Genomic DNA, 22,012 nt, shown 5'->3' with positions numbered 1-22,012 from the left:
TGCGACTCAGGGCATCATGAATGAGGCTTTTTCGCGAACCTTGATGTCCGGATTTTCCTGGGCGACGATTTCGAAGTGGATCGGATTGGCTCCCTTCTGACCGGCTTCCGGCGGAGCGCTGATGACGGTCATGAAGGATTGGAGTGTTGCCGCCGGTACCTCGACATCGCTGGTGCCGGTGATCTTGACGCCATCCAGACCATCCACCACCACCTTGTAGCGATGCGCTTGCTCTTCGGTGTTCATGATCTGCAGCGTGAAGACGTTTTCGATGCTGCCGTCGTCGGCCTCGCGCGCCAGCGTCGAGCGGTCGCGAATGATGTCGACCTTGAGCGGAATGCGGTGCGCCAGGAACCAGGTGGCCAGGCCGGTGATCAGCACCAGGATCGCGGTATAGAGCAGGATGCGCGGGCGCACGATGTGGGCGAGGATTTCCTTGCGCGTCAGGTGACGGGCCAGCGCATTCTCGGTGGAGTAGCGGATCAGGCCGCGCGGCAGATCGACCTTGTCCATGACCTGGTCGCAGACGTCGATACAGGCGGCGCAACCGATGCACTCGTATTGCAGGCCGTTGCGGATGTCGATGCCGGTCGGGCAGACCTGGACGCACAAGCCGCAATCGATGCAGTCGCCGAGACCGGCCGCCTTGGCATCAACGCCCTTCTTGCGGGGGCCACGCTGCTCGCCGCGTTCCGGATCGTAAGTGATGATCAGCGTGTCCGGGTCGAACATCACACTCTGGAAGCGGGCGTACGGGCACATGTACTTGCATACCTGTTCGCGCATGAAGCCGGCCATCAGGTAGGTGAAGCCGCCGTAGAAGAAGATCCAGAAGATTTCCCACGAACCGAGATTGTTGGTGCGCACGTTCTCGATCAGTTCGCTGACCGGCGTGAAGTAACCCACCAGTGTGAAGCCGGTCCACAGCGACAGCAGCAGCCACAGGCCGTGCTTGGTGGCGCGGATGCGCAGCTTGCGGGCACTCATCGGTTCCTTGTCGAGCTTGATGCGCTGATTGCGCTCGCCTTCGACCCAGTTCTCGATCCACATGAAAAGCTGGGTATAGACCGTTTGCGGGCAGGCGTAGCCGCAGAACAAGCGGCCGGCAATTGCTGTGACGAGGAATAGTGCGTAGGCCGAGACGATCAGCAGGGTCGCCAAGTAAATGACATCCTGCGGCCAGAAGACGACGCCGAAGATGTAGAACTTGCGTTCGACCAGGTGCAGCAGCAGCGCTTGTCGGCCATTCCACTCAAGCCAGAGGCCACCGTAGAAAATGACCTGAGTCAGGACAACGAGCGCGATGCGCCAGTTGTCGAAGTAGCCGCGCACCCCTTTGGCGAAGATTTTTTTACGTTTTTCGTAGAAGGAAACCCCGGTTGGTTTCATTTCTTCTGTCTTGTCGGCTGGTTGATTCATCTCGGCTTTCATTGATGAGAAAAATTAGGTCGGAAACCGGCACTACCAACAGCAAGCGGCAACTGCGTCAAAGCATGCCTGCGGGGCGAATGAAAAAAGACGCAGCGACCTTGGTGAGACGGAATCTGCCGGTTTCCTGTGGTGCTATTAACAAGATGCATGCCTGCGGGCGCTTCGTACCTTGTTGTTTCAAAATCAGCTGCTTATATACAACACTCAGCTACAAATGAGCAATGTATGTCAAAATTGTCTGACAATGATGACAGAAATGGCGAGGGTGGCATGACGGCACATTTTCTCAGCGAATTGATTTCCTTCCTTGATGGCCTGCCGGAGCCGCGCATCATCATGGATGGAGAATACCGCATCATCGCGGCCAACGCGGCCTACTTGAAGGAGTTCGGGGATGGTGCGCCGATTGCCGGGCGCTGCTGTTACGAGGTGTCGCATCACTTCAGCGTGCCTTGTGATCAAGCCGGCGAGTCCTGCCCGCTCAAGCAGAGCCTTGAGGCCGGCGCGCCGCAGCGAGTGTTGCATTTGCATCACACTCCTCGGGGTGAAGAGCATGTTGATGTCGAAACAACACCGATTCGCGACGACCAAGGGCAAGTGGTCTATTTTGTCGAGACCATGCGCATTGTTCGCCAGGCGAGCAGTCGGGCAGCGGCTCAGGGGCTGGTCGGACGTTCTCCGGCTTTTGTCAGCATGCTGGAAAAGGTCCTGCGCGTTGCCAATTCGAATGCATCGGTTTTGTTGCTGGGCGAGACGGGCACCGGCAAGGAATTGGTAGCGCAAGCCATTCATGAAGCGAGTGCCCGGGAAGAGGGGCCATTCGTCGCGGTCGACTGTGCCGGCATGACCGAAACCTTGTTCGAGAGCGAGTTGTTCGGCTATGAGAAAGGTGCATTTACCGGCGCGAACCATCGCAAGCAGGGGCTGGTGGAGGCGGCCAGCGGCGGCACGCTGTTTCTTGATGAGATTGGCGAGTTGCCCCTTGCGCTGCAGGTCAAGCTGTTGCGCTTGCTGGAGACGGGAACTTACCGGCGGGTTGGCGGGCTGGACTGGTTGCCGGCGAATTTTCGCCTGATTGCGGCGACCCACCGCGATTTGCGTAGCATGGTTCAAGCCGAGACATTTCGCCGCGACCTCTATTTCCGCATCAATACCTTCCCGATTCATACGCCGGCTCTGCATGAGCGGGTCGAAGATATTCCCTTGCTGGCGGCTTCGCTGCTCGAACGGGTCGATCGCAAACCCCGCAGACAATTGACGCCTGCCGCGCTGGCCTGGCTGTCCTGTCGTCGTTTCAGCGGTAATATCCGCGAACTGCGCAATCTGATCGAGCGCGCCACACTACTGGCCGATGGCGACAGGATAGATCTGCCGCATCTGACTGAAATGGCTGATGATGTCGCTCCGGCGCCTGTCGACCCGAGCGCTGGGTTCAAATTGGCTGCCGTGGTCGAACTGGCCGAGCTGGAGATGCGCTACATTGCCTGGGCCGAAGCGCAAATGCCCGGTGATCCCGGGCTGTTGGCCCGATTGTTGGGGGTCAGTCAGCGCACCTTGTACCGAAAGCTGAAAGAGGCCAGGGCGCATTAGGCCTGGGCCGCTCCGATTTCTTGTTTGTTTTTTGAATGAATTGAAGACTTGTCAATGCAACGCAACAAAATCCTGATTCTTGGCCTGCTTTGTTCGTTTCTGGCGGCTTGCGGCGAGCCGGCCGATACGCGTCCGGGCCAGCCGGTCACTCATCGTCGGCAAGCTTTCGGGCAGATGCTGCATGCTTTTGAGCCGATGGGGCAGCAATTGCGCAAGGGGCAATACAAGCCTGACCAGTTCCTCCTGCATGCCAAGGCATTGGATGCGGCCAAGGATGGGCCATGGCAATATTTCGGGCCGGACACCAACTATCCGCCAACGCATGCCACGGCAAAGGTCTGGAGTGAGGTGGCAAGTTTCGAGAGGCAGCGGCAAGCTTTTCTGGCTGCCACCGGAGATCTGCTGTTGGCCGCAGAAAGTCGTGATCTGAAAAGGGTGAGTGCCGCTTACGAGGCCGTGCATGAGCAGTGCCGCAGCTGTCACAAGGTATTCAAGGACTGACAAGGTGAGCGGCTGGTGCATGGCAGGTGCCAGGCAATTGTCGTTATTGAAAATAAAACAGGCTGGCTTGTTCAAACCAGCCTGTTTTGCTGTGTCGCAATTTTCAGGCTGAAACCGAAAGCAGACTGCTGGCAGTCGTATTCTGCTGGTCCTGATCCGAACTGCCGTAGGCGTGCATCAGTTGCAGGATTTTCATCATGATCTCGGCTTCGCTGTTGCTTGCCGTTGTATTTGAAGTGCTGCTGGTGGTGCTTTCGCTCGTTGTTGAGGTGCTGCTCGAGTCGCTGTTGTAGCTCTGTGCTTCGGCAAAGGTCACTTTGCCATCCCCGTCGGCATCGGCTGCTTCGAAGTTGCTGACGATGTTGGAAATGAAACTGGTGCGTTCGCTGTCGGTGCTGCCGATTTCGTCGAGCTGGCTGGTCAGCTCCTCTTTGGTGAAACCGCTGTCGTCTTGTGGTGGCGGGGGCGGCGGCATGCTTGCCATGCCACTGCTGCCTTGGTTGCCGCCAAAGCCGTTCATGCGCATTTCGTTGAGCTGGCTGTCAAGTTCTTCCTGCAACTTGGTGAGCGTGGTGGAAAACTCGCTTTCCGTAACCTTGCCATCGCTGTCACTGTCGAGTGCAGCAAAGACATCATCAATTTCGGAGCTATCACTACTGCTTGAGTTGATCTGACTAAAGGCCGAGAGTAGATCGCTTTTCTCGATATATCCCTGGCTCTTGCTGTCCAGCTTGGCGAATAACTGGCTGATGGATGCGGTGCTGCTGATGCTGCTGACCATGATTACCTCCTGTTGTTTATTGAAACGGCCTTGCCCGCTTGCGGGGTGATCTCTTTGAGCAAGTTATCGGCCTGGAACAGGGGAAATCAGTGGTGTTTAATGTTAAGTGAGGTAAAAAGCTGTTAAGGAAAACCGGATTTTTGTCTCTTTTTCTCGATATCTTTCAAGATTTATCCCGGATCCGGCAAATTTTTCAGGGCGGCAAAATTTGCCGTTGCCGCTTTCTGTTCTTTGCCAACCGAGGGGGGCTTTTGAAATGGCACCGCAAAATACGGTGTGCTGCCGGTAAAAGTCTGTAAATCCGGTACCTTGAGGCCCCTTGCTTGGTTATGATCGCGAGCATCCATATACGATGAGTCTGCAATGAATCCGGGTACCCATATCTTGCTGGTCGACGATGATGTCGAGCTTTCAGGCATGTTGTGCGACTACCTGATCCAGGATGGTTTTGCTGCAACGGCGGTCAATGATGGCGAGAGCGGTGTGGCGGAAGCGCTTTCCGGAAAGTATGCAATCGTTGTTCTTGATGTCATGATGCCTCGCGTCAATGGTGTTGAGGCCTTGCGGCGAATTCGGGCAGGCAGTGCGATTCCGGTGTTGATGCTGACCGCCAAGGGAGATGACATGGATCGCATCGTCGGCCTTGAACTGGGGGCGGATGACTATGTTCCGAAGCCCTGTCTTCCTCGTGAATTGGCTGCCCGCTTGCGCGCCATCTTGCGTCGCACGCAATTCCCCGGTGAGGCTGCATCCGGCGCACCCCTGGTGATTGGCGCCTTGAGCGTTCTTTCCGAACAACGCCGGGTTGAATGGGCTGGGGCTCCCGTCGAGTTGACCAGTACCGAATTCAACCTGCTGGAGATTCTGGCCAGAAATGCAGGTCGACCGGTCAGCAAGAGTGACCTGTCGGAGCAGGCGCTCGGGCGCCCATTGGCTCGCTACGATCGAAGCATAGATGTTCATCTGTCGAGCATTCGGCACAAGCTCGGGGTTCTGCTCGATGGTCGTTCCTGCATCCAGACCGTCTATCGGCAAGGTTATCAGCTACTGCGTGAATAGCGTGGGGCGCCTTTTCTGGAAATTCTTCCTGTTTGTCTGGCTGGCTCAACTTGCTGGCATTCTGGGGGTCGGGCTGGTTTTCTGGCTGGAACATCGCCGGACAGATCAGATGGTTGAGTCAGGTAGGGCAATGTCCTTGCCCGAGCCGCCTCCACATTTCGATGCTTTGCGCAGGCTTCCTCCTGATTTTGGACGAGGCCCCCCGCAGGGCGATCATCCCGCCCCGCCGCCGGGCGAGTTTCGCATCCCGTTTGTTCCTGCGCTGGCGACCTTGCTTGCAAGTCTGGCTTGCGCTTTCGCTCTGGCCTGGTATTTCGCCAAGCCCATCCGCATTTTGCGCGAGGCCTTTGATGCAGCGGCCGAGGGCGATCTTGATGTCCGTATCGGGCAGCGCATGGGGGGGCGTGATGATGAACTGGTCGATCTCGCGCGTGATTTTGATCATATGACTGAGCGTTTGCGCGTGCTTATGGAGGGGCAGAAGAACCTGCTGCATGATGTTTCTCACGAAATACGTTCTCCGCTGGCCCGCCTTCAGGCAGCCATTGGCTTGGCTCGGCAACAGCCTTCAAGGATGGGGGACTCGCTTGATCGCATTGAGCGGGAGGGGGAACGGATCAATCAGCTGGTGGGCGAGTTGCTGACATTGTCACGCCTGGAGGCCGGGGTGATTGGTGCTTTCGAAAATGTCGATATGGGTGAGTTGCTCGTTGGCATTGTTGAAGATGCTCGATTTGAGGGCGTGGTGCGGGGAGTCGAGATAGATTTTGTGGCAGGGGAAATGGTTGAGGTCAGAGCCAATGCAGAGTTATTGCACCGCGCCATTGAAAACATCGTTCGCAATGCCTTGCGTTTTTCACCGGAGGGCGGGAAGGTGGTGGTCAAGGCTGGGCGGGAGGGCGGCTTTTTTGCGTTTTCAATCACGGATCAGGGCCCCGGAGTACCAGATGCTGATCTTGAGGCAATCTTTGCTCCGTTCTTTCGTCAAGGAGGGCAGGGCTCAGGTGGTGGTTACGGACTGGGGTTGGCAATCGCGAAAAGGGTGCTTGTGGCGATCAATGGTTCAATAGTCGCAAGTAATGGAGAGGCTGGCGGCTTGGTGGTCAAGGTGCTTTTGCGAGTGTAGTAACAGTTTACAAAAACTTACATAGCTGACATTTTGCTTGTTTATAATCGGCTCACTCGAAGCAATGCTTATGCTTCCAATAATTCGTGCCCTGCCGGTGAGCGCCTTGTCATGTGTGTCGGTGGATTAATTGATGCTTTTTTCTGATTGAATGCTCATGAAACCAAACACTATTCTTGCCTTGCTTCTCTCCACAGTGTTTCCGGTGCTTGCGCAGGCTGCTCCCGATGGCGCCCCTGCGACACTAAAAGAGGTTGCTCAACAGGCGGTGCTGAGCAGTCCGGAAGTGACTTCGAAATGGCACAACTACAAAGCGGCGGAAGAGGAAGTCGGCGTTGCGCGCGGTGGCTTTTTGCCGCGGATTGATGCGACGGCCGGGGTTGGTCGCGAAAGTCTGAAGCAACCTCCGACGAATGAAAGCAATAATTACACGCGCAGTGGTTTTGGCTTGAGCCTGAACCAAATGCTGTTTGATGGCTTTGCAACCCACAACGAAGTCAAGCGCCTCGACAAGGCTCGCCTGGTTCGTTACTACGAGTTGCTTGATGCATCAGAAAACATCGCGCTTGAAGCCGCTCGTGCTTATCTTGATGTTTTGCGCTACCGCTTCCTGGTTAATCTCGCCGAAGATAACTACGTTCAGCACAAGGCGACTCATGAACAACTGATTCGTCGCACCCAGTCTGGTGTGGGGCGCCGGGTCGATCTTGAGCAAGCCGGGAGCCGTCTGGCCTTGGCTGAAATCAATCTGACGACCGAGACGGCAAACCTGCATGACGTCACGGCTCGCTATCAGCGCTTGGTTAACAGCCAGCCGCCGGGCTCGGTGATTCCGCCGAGTCAGTTGAGCAATGGTTTGCCGGCAAGCCAGAAAGCAGCTCAGGATGTTTTGTACAAGAAAAACCCCGCCTTGTTGGCTGCTGTTGAAAACATCGAAGCGGCTGAGCGCGATATGGCTGTGCGGCGTGCTGCTTACTCGCCCAAACTGGATTTTCGTGCGCGGACCGATCACACCAAGAATTACCTCGGCGTAGATGGTGATCGTGTTCAGAATGTTGCTGAACTGGTAATCAACTGGAACCTGTTCAATGGCGGTTCAGATCGGGCGCGGGAGCGGCAGTATGGTGAGCGCAAGAACATTGCTCTTGATTTGCGCGAAAAGGCGTGTCGCGATACCCGTCAGACCCTCTCGATTGCCTACAATGATGTCTTGCGGCTGAAGGAACAGGCCAATTATCTGGCGACTCAAGTCAGCTTGCTTGAAAAGACCCGCGATGCTTATCGGGATCAATTCAATGTCGGTCAGCGCACCTTGCTCGACTTGCTCGATACCGAAAACGAGTTGCTGAGCGCCCGTCGGAATGCAGTCAATGCCGATACCGATCTCAGCCTCGCCTATCTGCGTACTTACGCCGGCATGGGTACCCTGCTTGAATACCTCGGTTTGCAGAAGCTGGATGTTCGTGATCCTGAAAGCAGCGAACTTGCCTCGGTTGATGCCAGCCAATTCTGTCCGAATGATTCGATCAGTACCTTTGCATCTGATCGCGAGGCTTTGAATGCTCGTGCAATGAGCCAGCTCAATACCAAGCCGATGGCTCCGCAGGTTGCTTTTGCTCCTGCTGCAGCAAGCGCCAACGATGACATCATTCGTCAGGTCAAGTCCTGGGCTGCCGCTTGGTCCGCCAAGAACTATTCTGACTATGCCGGTTTCTATGCACCGACTTTCACCCCGGATGGCGGTCTGAATCGTGAAGACTGGGCGCAGTTGCGCCGCAGCCGGATCTCGACACGTGACAATATCAGCGTCGATGTTCAGGAAGTCACTGTTCGCATGGATGGAAAGGATCGCGCCTTCGCTGACTTCCGTCAGGTCTACCAGTCAAATCAGTACCGCGATGTCACGAAGAAGACACTCGAAATGATTCTGGTTGGTGGCAAGTGGCTGATCAATCGCGAGGGATCTTCTCCTTGTGCGGGGAATACAGTTGGTGGCTGTAAGGTCACCGGTGGCAAGTAGTAGCTAGCCATTGCTGGAATTGAAAAAGCCGCCTTGAGGCGGCTTTTTCACGTTGGCTTTCGTATTGCAGGTAATGGAATCCGGTCTGGCGTGGTGGTCTGTTATTGAGACGTTTCCACTGCCGCGATGAAAACATATCCTTGGGAGCGCAGGGTTTTGATGAAACTGCTTCCATCCGCTTGCTTGCCGAGGGTGCGGCGAATCTGACTGACATGGACGTCAATGATTCGATCATATGGGACGTATTCGCGTTTTAGTACGCGGGAAAGCAATTCCCGGGAAAGCGGCTCAAATGGATGGTCGAGAAATGCGGAGAGCAGAGCGAAGGCGGAAACGCCGAGTGGTGCTGGGCGGCCCTCGGCATCGGTAAGTTCGCGCGATGCCGTATCAAGTGTCCAGTTACCAAAATGCATGCGTCGAGCTTCATTTTTTGGGGTGGGCTGACGTCCTTGCGTCCGTCGCAGCAAGCCGCGGGTTCGTGCAACCAGTTCGCGGAGATTGCAAGGTTTAGGCAAGAAATCGTCGGCGCCGATTTCAATGCCGATGATACGTTCGACTTCGTCTGATCGAGTCGAGTGAATCAATACCGGAATTTCCGATTGTTGTCGTAACTGGCGCAGGAGTTCCAGCCCATCTGAGTCGGGCAGGCTGAGATCAAGAATGATGACGTCGGGGTTCTCGGAGAGTTGCTGCCACATTTGTGCGCCGGTTTCAGCAAATATGCTATTAATGCCGGCCGTTAACAGCGTGGCGCTGAGAACATGGCGTGTTCCCGGATCGTCTTCCACAATGAGCGCAGTCTGGCGCATAAGTTTGACGTAAGCGAGTTTGTAAAGATGGCATTGTAATCCAATGTAAAACCTTTGAATTGTTTTACCATTCCCATGTTTTTACAATTCTTTTTACTGTGACAATCCGTATGTCAGTATTCCCTCTTGCGCCATAGTTTTTGGGTGACCTCCGTTTCATTCCGATGCTTATTCCTAAATCCATTCAAGGTTTTGACATAGATTCTGCTGTGGAACGCATGCTGGGGCAGCCAGTGTTGTGGTGGCAGGCGCTCGGGCTTTTTGTCCAGCACTTCTCTGAATGGGAGCGGGAGTGGCTTGCTACGCGCGGAGATGACGAGGCGGAGCGAAAAAAGGTTCATGCAGTGCGCAGTGCTGCGGCCAATGTCGGGGCTGATAAATTGTCCTGCGCTGCGGCGGTGCTTGAAGAATTGCTATCAATGCGCTTGGCTGGCCAACAGGTCCCGGTTCCGCCAAGCGTGCGCTGGTACTTGCAGGATTGTTTTCGCGAAGCCTGGCGTGCTGCGAGTGAAGCCAAACTCCGCGCATCGATATTGCCGCAGAATAAGCCATGAGCAGGTTTTTCCAATCGCCGTCCTTGCGAGCACGCTTGGCCAGCATCAATTTTTATGTTCTGGCTTCCGCCATAGCCTTCGTTTCTTTAGTGATTCTTTTGACGTCCGCTTGTATCACCGTGCGTACTCAGGTTCTCGATGGAGAGACGCGCCTTGAATTGCTGAACGCGACTCTCGCGCCGGCCCTTGCATCGGACGATCGGGCTGCTGCGATGCAATTGCTGAGCTCTTTGCGTGCCCTGCCGGATGTTCAGACGGTTGCGGTGTTTCGTCGCGATCGCACGTTATTTGCCGCCTATGAACGGGATGCCGGATCTGAGCAAGCAGGAGGGCTTCTACCGGTCGACGCTCAGCTAGGGTACGAATTTCATTGGGCGACGATTGATTTTCTGGCATATGCGCATCTCGATCGGGCTGAGCGGGGGTGGATACGCTTGGTCATTGATCTCTCGGCAATCTATCAACAAGTGTTCTGGTTCCTTGGTTTGCTCCTGCTGGAGACGGCTGTTGCCTTGATGATTGCCCTGCGTCTCCAGTCTCGCCAGATCGATCGCTTGATGAATCCGCTACTTGTGCTTACCGAAAACATGGCGCAGGTGTCGAGAGGGCAGCTTGATACCCGCGCGGCTGAAACCGGAGTGGCGGAGCTGGACCTGCTGGGGGAGGGGTTCAATGCCATGGTCGAACAGATCCGGGAGCGTGACCGCTGGTTGGCATCGCATCTGGGCAGCCTGGAGCAGATGGTTGAGCAGCGTACACGTGAGTTGCGGAGCGCGAAGGATCTTGCCGAAGCAGGGAGTCAGGCCAAAAGTGAGTTTCTGGCGACGATGAGTCACGAAATCCGCACCCCGATGAACGGTGTGCTGGGAATGACCGAATTGCTGCTCAATACCCGCCTGGAGCCAACGCAGCGTCAGTTTGTTGAAGCCGTCGAGCGTTCTGGTCGCCATCTGCTGGGCATCATTAACGATATCCTGGATTTTTCCAAAATTGAATCTGGCAAGCTCGAGCTTGAGGAAGTCGATTTCGATCTTCTGGGGCTGCTTGAAGAGTCGCTTGAACTGTTTTCGCAGCCAGCCCAAAAGAAGGGCCTCGAATTGGTTGCTGATTTGCCCCTGGCCGAATCCTTGGTGGTGCGAGGGGATTCGCTAAGATTGCGGCAGGTGATTGCCAATCTGTTGAGCAATGCGGTGAAGTTTACCGATCATGGCGAAATAGTATTGTCACTGGTGTTCGGTATTTCCGACGAAAACAGGTTCAATCTGACCTTGACCGTAAGGGATACCGGGATTGGTATCCCGCCCGAAGCTCAGGAAAAGATATTCGAGCACTTTTTGCAGGCGGATGGTTCGACTACCCGCAAGTATGGGGGGACCGGACTGGGGCTTGCCATTTGCCGTAGTCTGGTCGAAATGATGGGGGGGCATTTGTCCGTGTTCAGCCAGCCTGGACAAGGCTCCAGTTTCGTAGTCACCCTCAGTTTGCCGTTTGGTCAGCTGGTCGAAGCGCAAGAGCCACTCCCGACAGTCCGCATGACTGGGGCTCGCATGCTGGTAGTGGATGACAACCAGACCAGCCTTGACGTGATGCTGGGTCAGGCCAGGAAAAAGGGCTTCGATGTCGGAGCTGCCGGCTCCGGTGTGGAGGCGCTTGCCCGTTTGCGTGAGTCGGCCGAAGCGGGGGAGCCATTCTCGGTGGTGTTGCTTGACCTGCATATGCCCGGTTTGCCGGGCTTGCATGTCGCCAGCGCAATTCGCAGCGACGAGCGCCTCAAGGCAACGCGGATCGTGGTCCTTTCATCTTCGGTCGAGTTGATCGCCAGGGAGGATCAGGCGCGTCTTGATATTTCGGCTTGTCTCGTCAAGCCGGTCCGTCAGGCAGAGCTTTTCGAGGCCATCGAGTTGGCGCTCAGCCGGAGGGCTGTCCGTGCCGGCAGCAAGGTTTCGGCAATTCCGCCGCGTTTGCGGGGGAGAGTACTTATTGCCGAAGATAACGAAAGCAATCTGATCGTTGCCCGGGCCCATCTCGAACGCGCAGGAGTCAAGGTGAGCACTGTCAGTGATGGGCGACAGGCACTTGAAATGCTCGCCGACGAACGTTTCGATCTTGTCCTGATGGATTGCCAGATGCCTTTGCTTGATGGCTTCGAGGCGACTCGATTACTGCGTCAGCGTGAGCAGGGTAGTGGTTTGCACCTGCCGGTCGTTGCCTTGACGGCCAACGCCATGCCTGGTGACCGAGCCCGCTGCATGGAGGCGGGCATGGATGATTACCTGACCAAACCCTACAGTGGGGATGAGATGCTGGCGATACTCCAGCGCTGGTTGCCCGCCGAGCGACGTCAATTGACCGTTGATTCGACCGAGCCTGATCCGGAAAATGTGGTGATTGCCAGTCCTCTCGATCCCTCTGCGCTCGACAAGATTCGGGCCCTCTCTCCGGCGCGGGCCGAGCTGCTTGTCCGGCAACTGCTGAACGTCTATCTGAAGGCGGCGACGCAGGAGATGGAGCGCCTGGAGTCGGCCTTCCGGCGGGAAGACGTCGAGCAATTGGCAAGCGCGGCGCATGGTTTGAAGTCCAGCTCCTTTAATGTCGGGGCCAATCGTTTTGCCGAAATCCTGCGGAATATCGAGGGGGGAGGTCGGGCGGGTGACTTGACGGAAGTTTCCCTGCATGTCGAGTCCCTGATGGTCGAATGGGGGAGGGTTAGCCTGGCCATCAACCAGATGCTTGCCGAGGATCCCGCATGAGCCAGCCAATATACCGGGTCCTCGTTGCCGATGACGATCCGACGGTTGCCCTGCTGATGCCGGTAGCGCTTGATCCGGAAGAGTTTTCGGTTGTCGTTGTGGATAATGGTCTGGATGCGCTTGCCGAGTTCAGGCGCATGCCTTGGGATATCGTGCTGCTTGATGTCGAAATGCCGGGGATGAACGGTTTTGAGGTTTGCGCCGCCATTCGCCAAAGTCATGGGCGTGATCTCCCGGTGGTATTGGTGAGTGGTCATCGTAATCCTGAGAGTATTGCCAGGGCGGAGGCGCTGAATGCGAGCTACATTGCCAAACCGGTAAATTGGCAATTGATCTCCACCCAGTTGAAAACCTTGCTGGCGTAGCGTTGTTCTGCAGCCAGTGCTTGAGTGGTTTTTCCTGTCGGGGGATGTCTTCAGCTGTGCGGGAAATCCCGCCTGCAGGTATCATCGGCCGAAAAATGCATAGAGCCAGTCTGTTTGATCGAAAGGGGAGACGATGAAACCGGGGAATTTGCTGCGCAAGCTGTTATCGGGTGCGTGCGGGCTGTTGCTGTTGTCCGGAATTGCAGCAGCTCAGGAGTTACGCCCGCAGACCAAAGGCCAGACGCTGTATTTGCCGATTTACTCCCATATGCTCTATGGCAATCTTGGCAAGAGCGGCAAGGCATCTTATGTGCTGCTTTCAGCCCTGGTCAGCATCCGCAACACAGATGTCCGTCGCCCTCTGCGTGTTTTGTCGGCTCGCTATTTCGATACTCAGGGCAAATTGCTGGGCGAGCGGGTGCCGACGGCTGTCACTATCCCGCCTTTGGGTACGCTTGAATTGTTTGTCGAACTGAATGACGCTTCGGGCGGGTCCGGCGCCAATTTTGTTGTCAAATGGGATGCGGATACTGCGATCAGCCCACCTCTGCTTGAAGCCCTGCACGCCAATATGGATGGCGGGAAAGCCGTCATTTTCATGACCCAGTCCGTGCCGATTGGCGAATAGGTTCATGTCGTGACATCCGCCGTCAAAGCATCCCTGATCAGTTACATCTTTCGCCTGCTCTATGTCGCATTGGTGGGGTTACTGGCGGTGCACGTGTTCGGCACCCTGGGCTACATGTACCTGACCGATGGCAAGTACTCGTGGTTTGACTGCTTTTACATGACCTTCATCACTGTCGCCACAATCGGCTTTGGTGAAATCATCGACATGTCGAGCAATCAGCCTGCCCGCATGCTGACGGTAGTGCTTGGCATTCTGGGCGCCGGCAATCTGTCGATGCTGTTCTCGGTCGTGACGGTTGCGTTGCTTGAAACCGATCTGAATGGAACTCTGCAGAGAAAACGTATGGAAAAGACGATCAAGAAGCTCAAGGGACATTACATCCTCTGCGGTTTTGGCCGGGTCGGACGGAATATTGCGCATGAGCTGGAAGCAACCAACCGCCACTACGTCGCCATCGACGAAGACAATGTCCGCCTGCAGGAGTACAAGGAAAAGAATCCCGGCCTGCTCTATCTGCATGGTGATGCAAGCGACGACGATATCCTGATGGCGGCTGATCTCGAGGATGCCAAAGGCGTTTTTGCCGTCACCGGCGATGATTCGCGCAATCTGATGATCGTGATTACGGCCAAGCAGCTCAAGCCCAATGTCCGCATCGTTGCCCGTTGCATGGAAACCCGCAACATGGAGAAAATGCGCAAGGCCGGTGCCGATGCCATCGTTTCTCCTGATTTTACCGGCGGCATGCGCATCGCCTCGGCGATGATCCGGCCGCATGTGGTTTCTTTCCTCGATGAAATGCTCAAGTCGGAAAAAAACCTACGTGTCGAGGAGGTTCCGGTTCCTGCCGGTTTTATTCCGAAGCCGATCGCTGCGCTCAAGCTGCGTAGCGCCAATTATGTGTTGCTGGCCGTGCGCGAGCGCAATGGCGAATGGCAGTTCAATCCTGACAATGACTTCCTGATCAAGCCAGGCTTCACGCTGATTGCCATGGCCAGTCCGGTTGGTCGCATGGAAATCGAGGCCTTGCTGATTGATCTTGCCTCCTGAGCGGGGGGCTGTCCAGGCTTGATTCCCCGCTCGCTTGGCGTAAGATTTGCCTGAAGTAGAGCCAGAGAAAAGGCTTGCTTCAGATGTGCCTATCAGGGGAAGGCGATGCAGATTGACAGCCGCGGAGTCGGGGAGCGTACTCCTGTTCTATCTCTTTCCGGGCGCCTGGATTTCACCCGGCGCCAGGAGTTTCTTGCAGCGGTCGACGGCTTTTTCAACGGACTTTCGATGCCGGTCGAAGTGCAGCTCGACTGCGCCAACCTGACCTATCTCGACAGTTCCGGCCTGGGCTTGTTACTGGTCGTGCGCGACCGGGCGCGCAATCTTGGTTGTACGGTGGCCCTGCTTGGTTGCAATGCCGGTGTGCGGGAAATTCTCGGGACGGTCCAGTTCGGACGGCTGTTCCGCGTTTCCTGAGTCCCGGCCTTGCCGCTGGCGGCAATGGGTCGATGCTAGAATCGATCGGTCATCCTGTTTGTCGAGAAGCCCATGCCTGCCCAGCCCCCAGTTTCTCCCCTTTTCCTTGATGTCGGCCGCCTGCGGCGCGTGTTGCCGCTAATCTTGCTGGTCTCGGCCGGCCCGGCTCTGGCGGCGAGTGCCGGTGCGGTAGGCGAGAACCTGTTGTGGCTTGCCATCATCATCCTGTCGGCCCGACTTTTCGCACCGCTGGCGCAGCGTATCGGCTTTCCTGCCGTCCTGGGCGAACTGTTGCTGGGCGTGGTGCTGGGCAATCTCGGTTTGCTGGGCGTGCATTATTTCGCTGCCGTGGCGACCGATCCGATCATCCTGTTCATGGCCGAGCTGGGCGTGATCATCCTTCTGCTGCAAATCGGTCTGGAGACGCGCCTTGGCGATCTGGTCAGCGTCGGCGCGAAGGCCTCGCTGGTGGGCTCGGTCGGCATTGCCGTGCCGTTTGCACTGGGGGCCTTTGTCGCGGGGCCCTTGCTGCTGCCCGGTATGACGTTCAACGCTTACCTGTTCCTCGGCGCAACGCTGGCTGCCACCTCGGTGGGGATTACCGGCCGTGTCTTTCGCGATCTCGGTCGTCTCAAGATGCCTGAAGCGCAGATCGTGCTTGGTGCCGCCGTGATCGACGACGTACTCGGGCTGGTCATCCTGGCCGTGGTCAGCAGCCTGGTACAGGTGGGGACGGTGAGTGCCAGCGAAGTGAGCTGGATCATTGCCAAGGCGGTTCTTTTTCTTGGTGGCTCGATCTTGATCGGTCGGGCGGTTGCGCCATTCCTGTTGCGCCGCGTCTCGCGGCTCGATAATGGCCATTCAATGCTGTTTTCGCTGGTCCTGGTGGTTGGCCTGTTCATGGCCTGGTTGGCGCATGCGGCCGGGTTGGCGCCGATCATTGGCGCCTTTGCCGCCGGCTTGCTGTTCGAGCCGGTTTTCCTCAAGGAATTCGAGACGCCGAAACTCGTGCAGGATATCGAGCCGCTGCTGCCGGACAATTGCGGTGCCGCCAGCCAGACGCAGATTCGCGAAGTTCTGGCTCGCCACAGCAGCCACCAGCATGAACACATGCTCGAGCCGATCGGCTATTTCTTTGTGCCGGTATTTTTTGTGTTGACCGGCATGCAGGTCGATCTGAGGACCTTGAGCGATCCGCAGACGGTGCTCGTCGCCTTGGGGATCACCCTCGCCGCCGTCATCGGCAAGCTATGTGCCGGCTTCGTTGCCGGCCGTGCCAACAATCCCTGGGTGGTTGGCTGGGGCATGGTGCCGCGTGGTGAGGTCGGGCTGATTTTCGCGATGGTTGGCAAAAATCTGGGGGTAATGAGCGAAGGCATGTTTTCGGTCATCGTCATCATGGTCATCCTGACCACCATGATGACCCCGCCGGTACTGACCGCCTTGTTGCGTCGCCAGGGGTAGGCTACGTCCATTCGCCGGGTTAGACTGTGCCTGTAAACCAGCGCCCTGACTGGTTCGTGACTCTCTGGAGGAAAAAATGAAACACTGCATCGCGATTTTTGTTGCTGCCGGCTTGTTGACCGGTCAGGCCATGGCTTCCGATGAGCTTGCGAAAGCCAAGAACTGCATGACTTGCCACTCCTTCGACAAGAAGATCGTCGGGCCGAGCTACAAGGATGTGGTGGCCAAGCGCGCCGGTGAGAAGGGCGTCGAGGCTGCGCTGGCTGGCAAGATCAAGAATGGCAGCAAGGGCGAATGGGGTGCCGTGCCGATGCCGCCGAACAACGTGACCGATGCGGAAGCCGCTACGCTGGCCAAGTGGGTGCTTAACCACAAGTGATCGCATGACCCGGCGCCCCGTTTGGCTCGGGGCGCCGCAACCGTATGCCGGGAGGCTGGTGCGCAGCTGCAGCCTCGGGCTTGCCTGAGGGCAACAATATGTCTGGAAATCGGGTTCGAGTTGTAATGACATGAGCCCGAAAGAGGCGAGTATCGCAGCACCGGTGATGCAGCTGGCAATCTTGTCTGCATCGTTTTCCCTGACAGCTGGTTTGCCGCGCTTGTTGCAGCTGGCTTGGCACTGGTTCGCCACAAGGATCAGGAAGTTCGTGACGCCAGCCGGTTTCGGCCCTTGCCCGGGATTTGGCGCGTCCAAGCGTCCCCGCCGCCTTGCCCACCCGCTGCATCTGTGGAGGGCTCTCGATGTCCGGGATACTCCACCTGCGGCCGCCGCAAGTCCCGCTTGGTCAGCGCTGTCATGACGATCCTGCCACCCCGTGAAAAACGATTGAAATCAATGGTCGACCGCAGTCGGCCTTGTCGCGGCAAGCTTAATTAGAGTATTCTTATATACATGAATTCAAAACTTATCCAAGCTCTGGTTTTTGCCCTTCTGGGAACGTCGACCGCTGTACTGGCGGCCGAGTCGCTGCCGGTCATCGTCGTCAAGCCACATCAGGTTGCCTTGGGCTTCCCGGCCGAGTCGCTGGTTGAAGCGGTGCAACAGGCAACCGTCGGGGCGCAGATCGCCGGTCGGGTCGTTGAAGTGAGGGCCGATGCCGGGCAGACGGTGCGCAAGGGCGACCTGCTGATGCGCATCGATGCGCGCGAGGCGGATGAGGCGGCGCGGGCGGCCGAGGCGCAGTACATCAATGCGAAACTCAATTACGAGCGGCACAAGAGCCTGAAGGATCAGAAATTCGTCAGCCAGGCTGCCGTGGACAAGGCGCGTGCCGATTTCGATGCGGCCGCTGCCAATCGTTCCGCCGCCGGGGCCGGCCAGAGTCATGCCGCGATCGTGGCGCCGATGGACGGTGTCGTCGCCCGCCGCCTGACCGAGCTTGGCGACATGGCGACGCCGGGCAAGCCCCTGTTCGTCATTTATCAGCCGGGTAGCCTGCGCGTCACCGCCAGCGTGCCGCAATATCGCCTCAAGGAAATGCAGGGCGTCAAGGCGGCACGGGTCGAATTCCCTGAGCTCGGCAAGTGGGTCGATGCCGTCTCGGTCAAACTGTTGCCGACCGCGGATGCGTCCACCCATGTCTCGCAGGTACGTGTGCAATTGCCCCCGATGCCGGAAGCGATACCGGGCATGTTTGCCCGCGTGCATTTCGTTGTCGGCCAGGCCGAAAAGCTGACCGTGCCGGCCACTGCCATCGTCCGGCGTGGCGAGGTGGCAGCGGTTTACGTGCAGGCCGCCGACGGGCGTACCAGCCTGCGCCAGCTGCGTCTGGGCGATGCGGTCGGCCAGGGCGAGATCGAAGTGCTGGCCGGTCTGGCCAGCGGCGACAAGGTGGTGGCCGATCCGGTCAAGGCCGGTATCCAGCTCAAGTCGGCGAAGTAAGCCATGGCGCACACAGAGGAAAAGCTCGGCATCTCCGGGCGCATCGCCGCCGCCTTCCTGACTTCGCGCATGACGCCGTTGCTGGCGCTGGTCGCCTTTTTGCTCGGCCTGTTTGCAACCCTGGTCACGCCGCGCGAGGAAGAGCCGCAGATCGACGTCACCATGGCCGATGTGCTGATCGCTTTCCCTGGTGCCTCGGCCAAGGACGTCGAGAACCTGGTGGCGCGGCCGGCCGAGCAGGTGCTGTCGCGCATGCATGGCGTCGAGCACGTCTATTCCGCCTCGCGCCCCGGTGGTGCGGTGGTGACCGTGCAGTTCGACGTCGGCGTCAAATACAACGATGCGGTGCTGCGCCTCTACGATACCGTGATGTCGCACCGCGACTGGCTGGCGCCCAATCTTGGCGTCATGGAGCCGGTGATCAAGCCGCGCGGCATCGACGATGTGCCCATCGTCTCGCTGACTTTCTGGACGCGGGATGAAAACCGTTCGGCCTTCGACCTGCAGCAGGTGGCACGCGCCGTCGAAATCGAACTGAAACGGATCAAGGGCACGCGTGACGTATCGACCATCGGCGGGCCGGAGCACGCCATCAGCGTGCTGATGGATGCCGAGCGGATGACTTCCTACGGCATCACGCCGCAGGACATCGCCGCCGCGCTCAAGGTGTCGAACGCACTGCAATCGTCGGGCAGCCTGACTGCCGGCAATCGCGAGGTGCTGGTGCAGACCGGTACTTACCTCGAATCGGCGGCCGACGTGAAGCAACTGGTGATCGCCGTGCGCGGCAGCGCCGGCGAGCGCAAGCCGGTTTTCCTGAGCGACGTTGCCACGGTCGAGGACGGTGCTGACCAGCCCAAGGCCTATGCCTGGTTCGGCAGCAAGGAAGGCGAGTTCCCGGCCGTCACCATGCAGTTGTCGAAGCAGCCCGGCGTCAATGCGGCCGATGTTGCGAGCGCAGCGGTCGACCGCATCGAAAGCCTGAAAAACACGGTGATCCCGGAAGGCATTGAAGTCACCGTGACGCGCAACTACGGCGAGACGGCGACCGAGAAGGCGCAGAAGCTGATCGGTAAACTCGTTTTTGCCACCGCTTTTGTCGTGCTGCTGGTTTTCTTTGCGCTCGGCCGGCGGGAGGCGGTGATCGTTGGCGTCGCCGTGACCCTGACCCTGGCCGCGACGCTGTTCGCTTCCTGGGCCTGGGGCTTCACGCTGAATCGCGTGTCGCTGTTCGCGCTGATCTTCTCGATCGGCATCCTGGTCGACGACGCGATCGTCGTCGTCGAGAACATTCACCGCTGGCAGGGCTTGTATCCGGAAAAGAGCTTGCTGGAAATCATTCCCGGCGCCGTGGATGAAGTCGGCGGGCCGACCATCCTGGCGACCCTGACGGTAATTGCGGCGCTGCTGCCGATGGCCTTCGTGACTGGCTTGATGGGGCCGTACATGAGCCCGATTCCGATCAATTCGTCGATGGGCATGGCCATTTCGCTGGCTGTCGCCTTCGTCGTCACGCCCTGGCTGGCCGGCAAGCTGATGAAGTCGCACGCGGCCGGGCATGCGCTGCCGGCACAGTCGAAACTCGACGCCCGGCTCGATGCGACCTTCCGCAAGCTGCTGACGCCCTTCCTCGATCCGGTCAAGGGCGCCGCGATGCGGCTCAAGCTGGGCATAGCCGTTGTCCTGCTCATCCTTGGTTCGGTGTCGCTGGCTTACTTCCAGCTCGTCGTGCTGAAAATGCTGCCCTTCGACAACAAGAGCGAGTTCCAGGTCGTGCTTGATATGCCGGTTGGCACGCCGCTTGAAGAAACGGCGCGCGTGCTGCACGAAATCGGCAGCGAACTGGCCGGCGTCGAGGATGTGGTCAATTACCAGGCCTATGCCGGCACGGCCAGCCCGATCAATTTCAACGGCCTGGTCCGTCAGTACTACCTGCGCGCCGCGCCGGAAAAGGGCGACATCCAGGTCAATCTCGCCGACAAGCATCATCGCTCGCGTCAGAGCCACGAAATCGCGGTGTCGCTGCGCGAGCGCATCGAGGCGATCGGCAAGAAGAATGGCGGCGTCGCCAAGGTCGTCGAAGTGCCGCCCGGGCCGCCGGTGATGTCGCCGATCGTCGCCGAGATCTACGGTCCCGATTACAAGGGGCAGATGAGCGTCGGCAAGCAGGTGCGGGCTGCGTTCGAGAAGACGGCCGATCTCGTGGCGGTCGACGACTATATCGAGGCCGATTCCAGAAAGGCCGTGCTGCATGTGCTGCAAAGCAAGGCGGCGCTGCTCGGCGTGGCGCAGAGCGACATCATCGAGGTGGTCGGCATGGGGCTGGCCGGGCAGGACGTGACGCCGGCGCGCAATACCGAATCGAAATTCGAGATTCCGGTGCGCATCACGCTGCCGGCCGAGAAACAGTCGAATCTCGACGCCCTGCTCAAGCTGCGTGTGCGTTCGCGCGACGGTCAGCTGGTACCGGTTTCGGAACTCGTCGAAGTGCGCGACGTGGCGCGCGAAAAGGCGATTTACCACAAGGACCTGCTGCCGGTGGTCTATGTCGTCGGCGACATGGGCGGCCAGCTCGATTCGCCGCTCTACGGCATGTTCGACGTGCGCTCGCAGATCAACGGCATGGCGCTCAAGGAAGGCGGCGCGCTTGGCGAGTTCTTCATCCGCCAGCCGGCCGATCCGTATGCCGGCTACAGCGTCAAGTGGGACGGCGAGTGGCAGGTGACCTATGAAACCTTCCGCGACATGGGCCTCGCCTACGCGGTCGGCCTGATCCTGATCTACCTGCTGGTCGTGGCGCATTTCGGCTCCTACCTGGTGCCGCTGATCATCATGGCGCCGATCCCGCTCACCATCATCGGCGTCATGCCCGGGCACGCGCTGTTCGGCTCGCAATTCACCGCGACCTCGATGATCGGCATGATCGCGCTGGCCGGCATCATCGTGCGCAACTCCATCCTGCTCGTCGATTTCATCAAGCTGCAGGTCGCCGCCGGCATGCCGTTCGCCGAGGCCGTCGTGCAATCGGCCGCGGTGCGTGCCAAGCCGATTGCGCTGACCGCACTGGCCGCCATGCTCGGCGCGCTGTTCATTCTCGACGATCCGATCTTCAACGGTCTGGCGCTCTCCATGATTTTCGGCATTCTCGTCTCCACCCTGCTCACGCTGGTGGTGATCCCCGTTCTCTATTTCTCGGCTTTCCGCAAGGAGCATCAACAATGACCATCGAACGCATCATCCGCATCATGGCGGGCTTTTTCATCCTTCTTTCCCTGGCGCTGGGCGTCGAGGAAAGCCCGCTTTTCGTTTCGCGCTGGTTCCTGGCGTTCACCGCCTTCGTCGGCTTCAATTTGTTGCAGAGTGGTTTCACCGGCTTCTGTCCGCCGGAAAAACTGCTGGCAAAACTGGGTGTAAAGCGCGGTAATGGTGGTGGCTGCTGCAGCTGATAAAGCGCCTTATTTCGTTTGTGATCAAGCCTTAATGTTCGATCCTAAGCGCTTGTAATATATGTAATTATGTTAACTTTTTCAGCGCCAAAATAAGCGCTGAAAACATTGTTGCAACTCGGTTAAACTGCCCGCT

The 22,012-nt window shown here is 57.9% G+C and carries 20 protein-coding genes; 16 read left to right on the top strand and 4 right to left on the bottom strand.

What is annotated here, in order from left to right; genetic code table 11:
- Positions 1 to 6: 6 nt before the first annotated feature.
- Positions 7 to 1,419, bottom strand: coding sequence for a cytochrome c oxidase accessory protein CcoG (gene ccoG / locus KI612_RS16575; protein ID WP_226441173.1), 1,413 nt, complete (start codon positions 1,417 to 1,419; stop codon positions 7 to 9).
- A gap of 282 nt (positions 1,420 to 1,701) precedes the next feature.
- Here ccoG and KI612_RS16570 point away from each other — a divergent pair, with 282 nt between their 5' ends.
- Together KI612_RS16570 and KI612_RS16565 are read left to right on the top strand one after the other, a co-directional pair.
- Positions 1,702 to 3,021, top strand: a complete 1,320-nt coding sequence (locus KI612_RS16570) for a sigma-54 interaction domain-containing protein (RefSeq protein ID WP_226444275.1) — start codon at positions 1,702 to 1,704, stop codon at positions 3,019 to 3,021.
- Positions 3,022 to 3,075: 54 nt separating this feature from the next.
- Positions 3,076 to 3,522: a cytochrome c gene (locus KI612_RS16565; protein WP_226441172.1), complete on the top strand. Its 447-nt coding sequence runs from the start codon at positions 3,076 to 3,078 to the stop codon at positions 3,520 to 3,522.
- Between the two features lie 103 nt (positions 3,523 to 3,625).
- Here the strand turns inward: KI612_RS16565 and KI612_RS16560 are convergent, their stop codons facing one another.
- Together KI612_RS16560 and KI612_RS16555 are read right to left on the bottom strand one after the other, a co-directional pair.
- Positions 3,626 to 4,303, bottom strand: coding sequence for an EF-hand domain-containing protein (locus KI612_RS16560; RefSeq protein ID WP_226441171.1), 678 nt, complete (start codon positions 4,301 to 4,303; stop codon positions 3,626 to 3,628).
- Between the two features lie 170 nt (positions 4,304 to 4,473).
- Positions 4,474 to 4,650 carry a hypothetical protein gene (locus tag KI612_RS16555; protein WP_226441170.1) on the bottom strand — a complete coding sequence of 59 codons (177 nt, stop codon included), beginning with the start codon at positions 4,648 to 4,650 and terminating at the stop codon, positions 4,474 to 4,476.
- A gap of 16 nt (positions 4,651 to 4,666) precedes the next feature.
- Between KI612_RS16555 and KI612_RS16550 the strand changes: the two genes are divergently transcribed.
- The 3 genes from KI612_RS16550 to KI612_RS16540 all read left to right on the top strand — a co-directional run bounded on the left by KI612_RS16550 (position 4,667) and on the right by KI612_RS16540 (position 8,508).
- Positions 4,667 to 5,362, top strand: coding sequence for a response regulator transcription factor (locus KI612_RS16550; RefSeq protein ID WP_226441169.1), 696 nt, complete (start codon positions 4,667 to 4,669; stop codon positions 5,360 to 5,362).
- Positions 5,304 to 6,488, top strand: coding sequence for a HAMP domain-containing sensor histidine kinase (locus KI612_RS16545; protein WP_226441168.1), 1,185 nt, complete (start codon positions 5,304 to 5,306; stop codon positions 6,486 to 6,488). Before KI612_RS16550 ends, KI612_RS16545 begins: the two co-directional genes overlap by 59 nt.
- Before the next feature lie 157 nt (positions 6,489 to 6,645).
- Complete coding sequence (locus KI612_RS16540; protein ID WP_226441167.1) at positions 6,646 to 8,508, top strand: TolC family outer membrane protein; 1,863 nt, start codon at positions 6,646 to 6,648, stop codon at positions 8,506 to 8,508.
- 101 nt (positions 8,509 to 8,609) lie between these two features.
- On the opposite strand, the gene KI612_RS16535 is transcribed toward KI612_RS16540, so the two are convergent.
- Positions 8,610 to 9,317, bottom strand: a complete 708-nt coding sequence (locus KI612_RS16535) for a response regulator (protein WP_226441166.1) — start codon at positions 9,315 to 9,317, stop codon at positions 8,610 to 8,612.
- A gap of 140 nt (positions 9,318 to 9,457) precedes the next feature.
- Between KI612_RS16535 and KI612_RS16530 the strand changes: the two genes are divergently transcribed.
- From KI612_RS16530 to KI612_RS16480, 11 genes are all read left to right on the top strand, one after another.
- Positions 9,458 to 9,871 (top strand): hypothetical protein, encoded by a 414-nt coding sequence (locus tag KI612_RS16530; RefSeq protein WP_226441165.1) that lies wholly within the window; start codon positions 9,458 to 9,460, stop codon positions 9,869 to 9,871.
- A 35-nt stretch (positions 9,872 to 9,906) separates the two neighbouring features.
- Entirely contained in the window at positions 9,907 to 12,621 is a 2,715-nt protein-coding gene (locus tag KI612_RS16525) for a response regulator (protein WP_226441164.1), read from the top strand.
- Positions 12,618 to 12,986 carry a response regulator gene (locus tag KI612_RS16520; protein WP_226441163.1) on the top strand — a complete coding sequence of 123 codons (369 nt, stop codon included), beginning with the start codon at positions 12,618 to 12,620 and terminating at the stop codon, positions 12,984 to 12,986. Before KI612_RS16525 ends, KI612_RS16520 begins: the two co-directional genes overlap by 4 nt.
- A 133-nt stretch (positions 12,987 to 13,119) precedes the next feature.
- Positions 13,120 to 13,614, top strand: a complete 495-nt coding sequence (locus KI612_RS16515; protein ID WP_226441162.1) for a DUF3124 domain-containing protein — start codon at positions 13,120 to 13,122, stop codon at positions 13,612 to 13,614.
- 9 nt (positions 13,615 to 13,623) lie between these two features.
- Positions 13,624 to 14,667, top strand: a complete 1,044-nt coding sequence (locus tag KI612_RS16510) for a potassium channel family protein (protein WP_226441161.1) — start codon at positions 13,624 to 13,626, stop codon at positions 14,665 to 14,667.
- 105 nt (positions 14,668 to 14,772) lie between these two features.
- On the top strand, positions 14,773 to 15,084 hold the full coding sequence (locus tag KI612_RS16505) for an STAS domain-containing protein (RefSeq protein WP_226441160.1): 312 nt from the start codon (positions 14,773 to 14,775) through the stop codon (positions 15,082 to 15,084).
- A gap of 72 nt (positions 15,085 to 15,156) precedes the next feature.
- Complete coding sequence (locus KI612_RS16500) at positions 15,157 to 16,548, top strand: cation:proton antiporter (protein ID WP_226441159.1); 1,392 nt, start codon at positions 15,157 to 15,159, stop codon at positions 16,546 to 16,548.
- Positions 16,549 to 16,624: 76 nt separating this feature from the next.
- Positions 16,625 to 16,927, top strand: a complete 303-nt coding sequence (locus KI612_RS16495) for a c-type cytochrome (RefSeq protein ID WP_226441158.1) — start codon at positions 16,625 to 16,627, stop codon at positions 16,925 to 16,927.
- Positions 16,928 to 17,440: 513 nt separating this feature from the next.
- Positions 17,441 to 18,430 (top strand): efflux RND transporter periplasmic adaptor subunit, encoded by a 990-nt coding sequence (locus KI612_RS16490; protein ID WP_226441157.1) that lies wholly within the window; start codon positions 17,441 to 17,443, stop codon positions 18,428 to 18,430.
- A gap of 3 nt (positions 18,431 to 18,433) precedes the next feature.
- Positions 18,434 to 21,652, top strand: a complete 3,219-nt coding sequence (locus KI612_RS16485; RefSeq protein WP_226441156.1) for an efflux RND transporter permease subunit — start codon at positions 18,434 to 18,436, stop codon at positions 21,650 to 21,652.
- Positions 21,649 to 21,876, top strand: coding sequence for a YgaP family membrane protein (locus tag KI612_RS16480; protein WP_226441155.1), 228 nt, complete (start codon positions 21,649 to 21,651; stop codon positions 21,874 to 21,876). The genes KI612_RS16485 and KI612_RS16480 overlap by 4 nt, the downstream gene beginning before the upstream one ends.
- Positions 21,877 to 22,012 lie beyond the last annotated feature (136 nt).

The organism is Quatrionicoccus australiensis (genome assembly GCF_020510525.1).
GTDB lineage: Bacteria > Pseudomonadota > Gammaproteobacteria > Burkholderiales > Rhodocyclaceae > Azonexus > Azonexus australiensis_B.
Note: the sequence above shows the minus strand (reverse complement) of the source record. Positions and strands in the feature narration are given on the sequence as shown.

Coding starts and splice junctions, on each gene's coding strand:
- ccoG (WP_226441173.1), bottom strand. CDS start 1,419: ATGAATCAACCAGCCGACAAGACAGAAGAAATGAAACCAACCGGGGTT.
- KI612_RS16480 (WP_226441155.1), top strand. CDS start 21,649: ATGACCATCGAACGCATCATCCGCATCATGGCGGGCTTTTTCATCCTT.
- KI612_RS16570 (WP_226444275.1), top strand. CDS start 1,702: ATGACGGCACATTTTCTCAGCGAATTGATTTCCTTCCTTGATGGCCTG.
- KI612_RS16545 (WP_226441168.1), top strand. CDS start 5,304: ATGGTCGTTCCTGCATCCAGACCGTCTATCGGCAAGGTTATCAGCTAC.
- KI612_RS16540 (WP_226441167.1), top strand. CDS start 6,646: ATGAAACCAAACACTATTCTTGCCTTGCTTCTCTCCACAGTGTTTCCG.
- KI612_RS16535 (WP_226441166.1), bottom strand. CDS start 9,317: ATGCGCCAGACTGCGCTCATTGTGGAAGACGATCCGGGAACACGCCAT.
- KI612_RS16565 (WP_226441172.1), top strand. CDS start 3,076: ATGCAACGCAACAAAATCCTGATTCTTGGCCTGCTTTGTTCGTTTCTG.
- KI612_RS16560 (WP_226441171.1), bottom strand. CDS start 4,303: ATGGTCAGCAGCATCAGCAGCACCGCATCCATCAGCCAGTTATTCGCC.
- KI612_RS16520 (WP_226441163.1), top strand. CDS start 12,618: ATGAGCCAGCCAATATACCGGGTCCTCGTTGCCGATGACGATCCGACG.
- KI612_RS16515 (WP_226441162.1), top strand. CDS start 13,120: ATGAAACCGGGGAATTTGCTGCGCAAGCTGTTATCGGGTGCGTGCGGG.
- KI612_RS16555 (WP_226441170.1), bottom strand. CDS start 4,650: ATGGATGCTCGCGATCATAACCAAGCAAGGGGCCTCAAGGTACCGGAT.
- KI612_RS16550 (WP_226441169.1), top strand. CDS start 4,667: ATGAATCCGGGTACCCATATCTTGCTGGTCGACGATGATGTCGAGCTT.
- KI612_RS16500 (WP_226441159.1), top strand. CDS start 15,157: ATGCCTGCCCAGCCCCCAGTTTCTCCCCTTTTCCTTGATGTCGGCCGC.
- KI612_RS16485 (WP_226441156.1), top strand. CDS start 18,434: ATGGCGCACACAGAGGAAAAGCTCGGCATCTCCGGGCGCATCGCCGCC.
- KI612_RS16490 (WP_226441157.1), top strand. CDS start 17,441: ATGAATTCAAAACTTATCCAAGCTCTGGTTTTTGCCCTTCTGGGAACG.
- KI612_RS16495 (WP_226441158.1), top strand. CDS start 16,625: ATGAAACACTGCATCGCGATTTTTGTTGCTGCCGGCTTGTTGACCGGT.
- KI612_RS16505 (WP_226441160.1), top strand. CDS start 14,773: ATGCAGATTGACAGCCGCGGAGTCGGGGAGCGTACTCCTGTTCTATCT.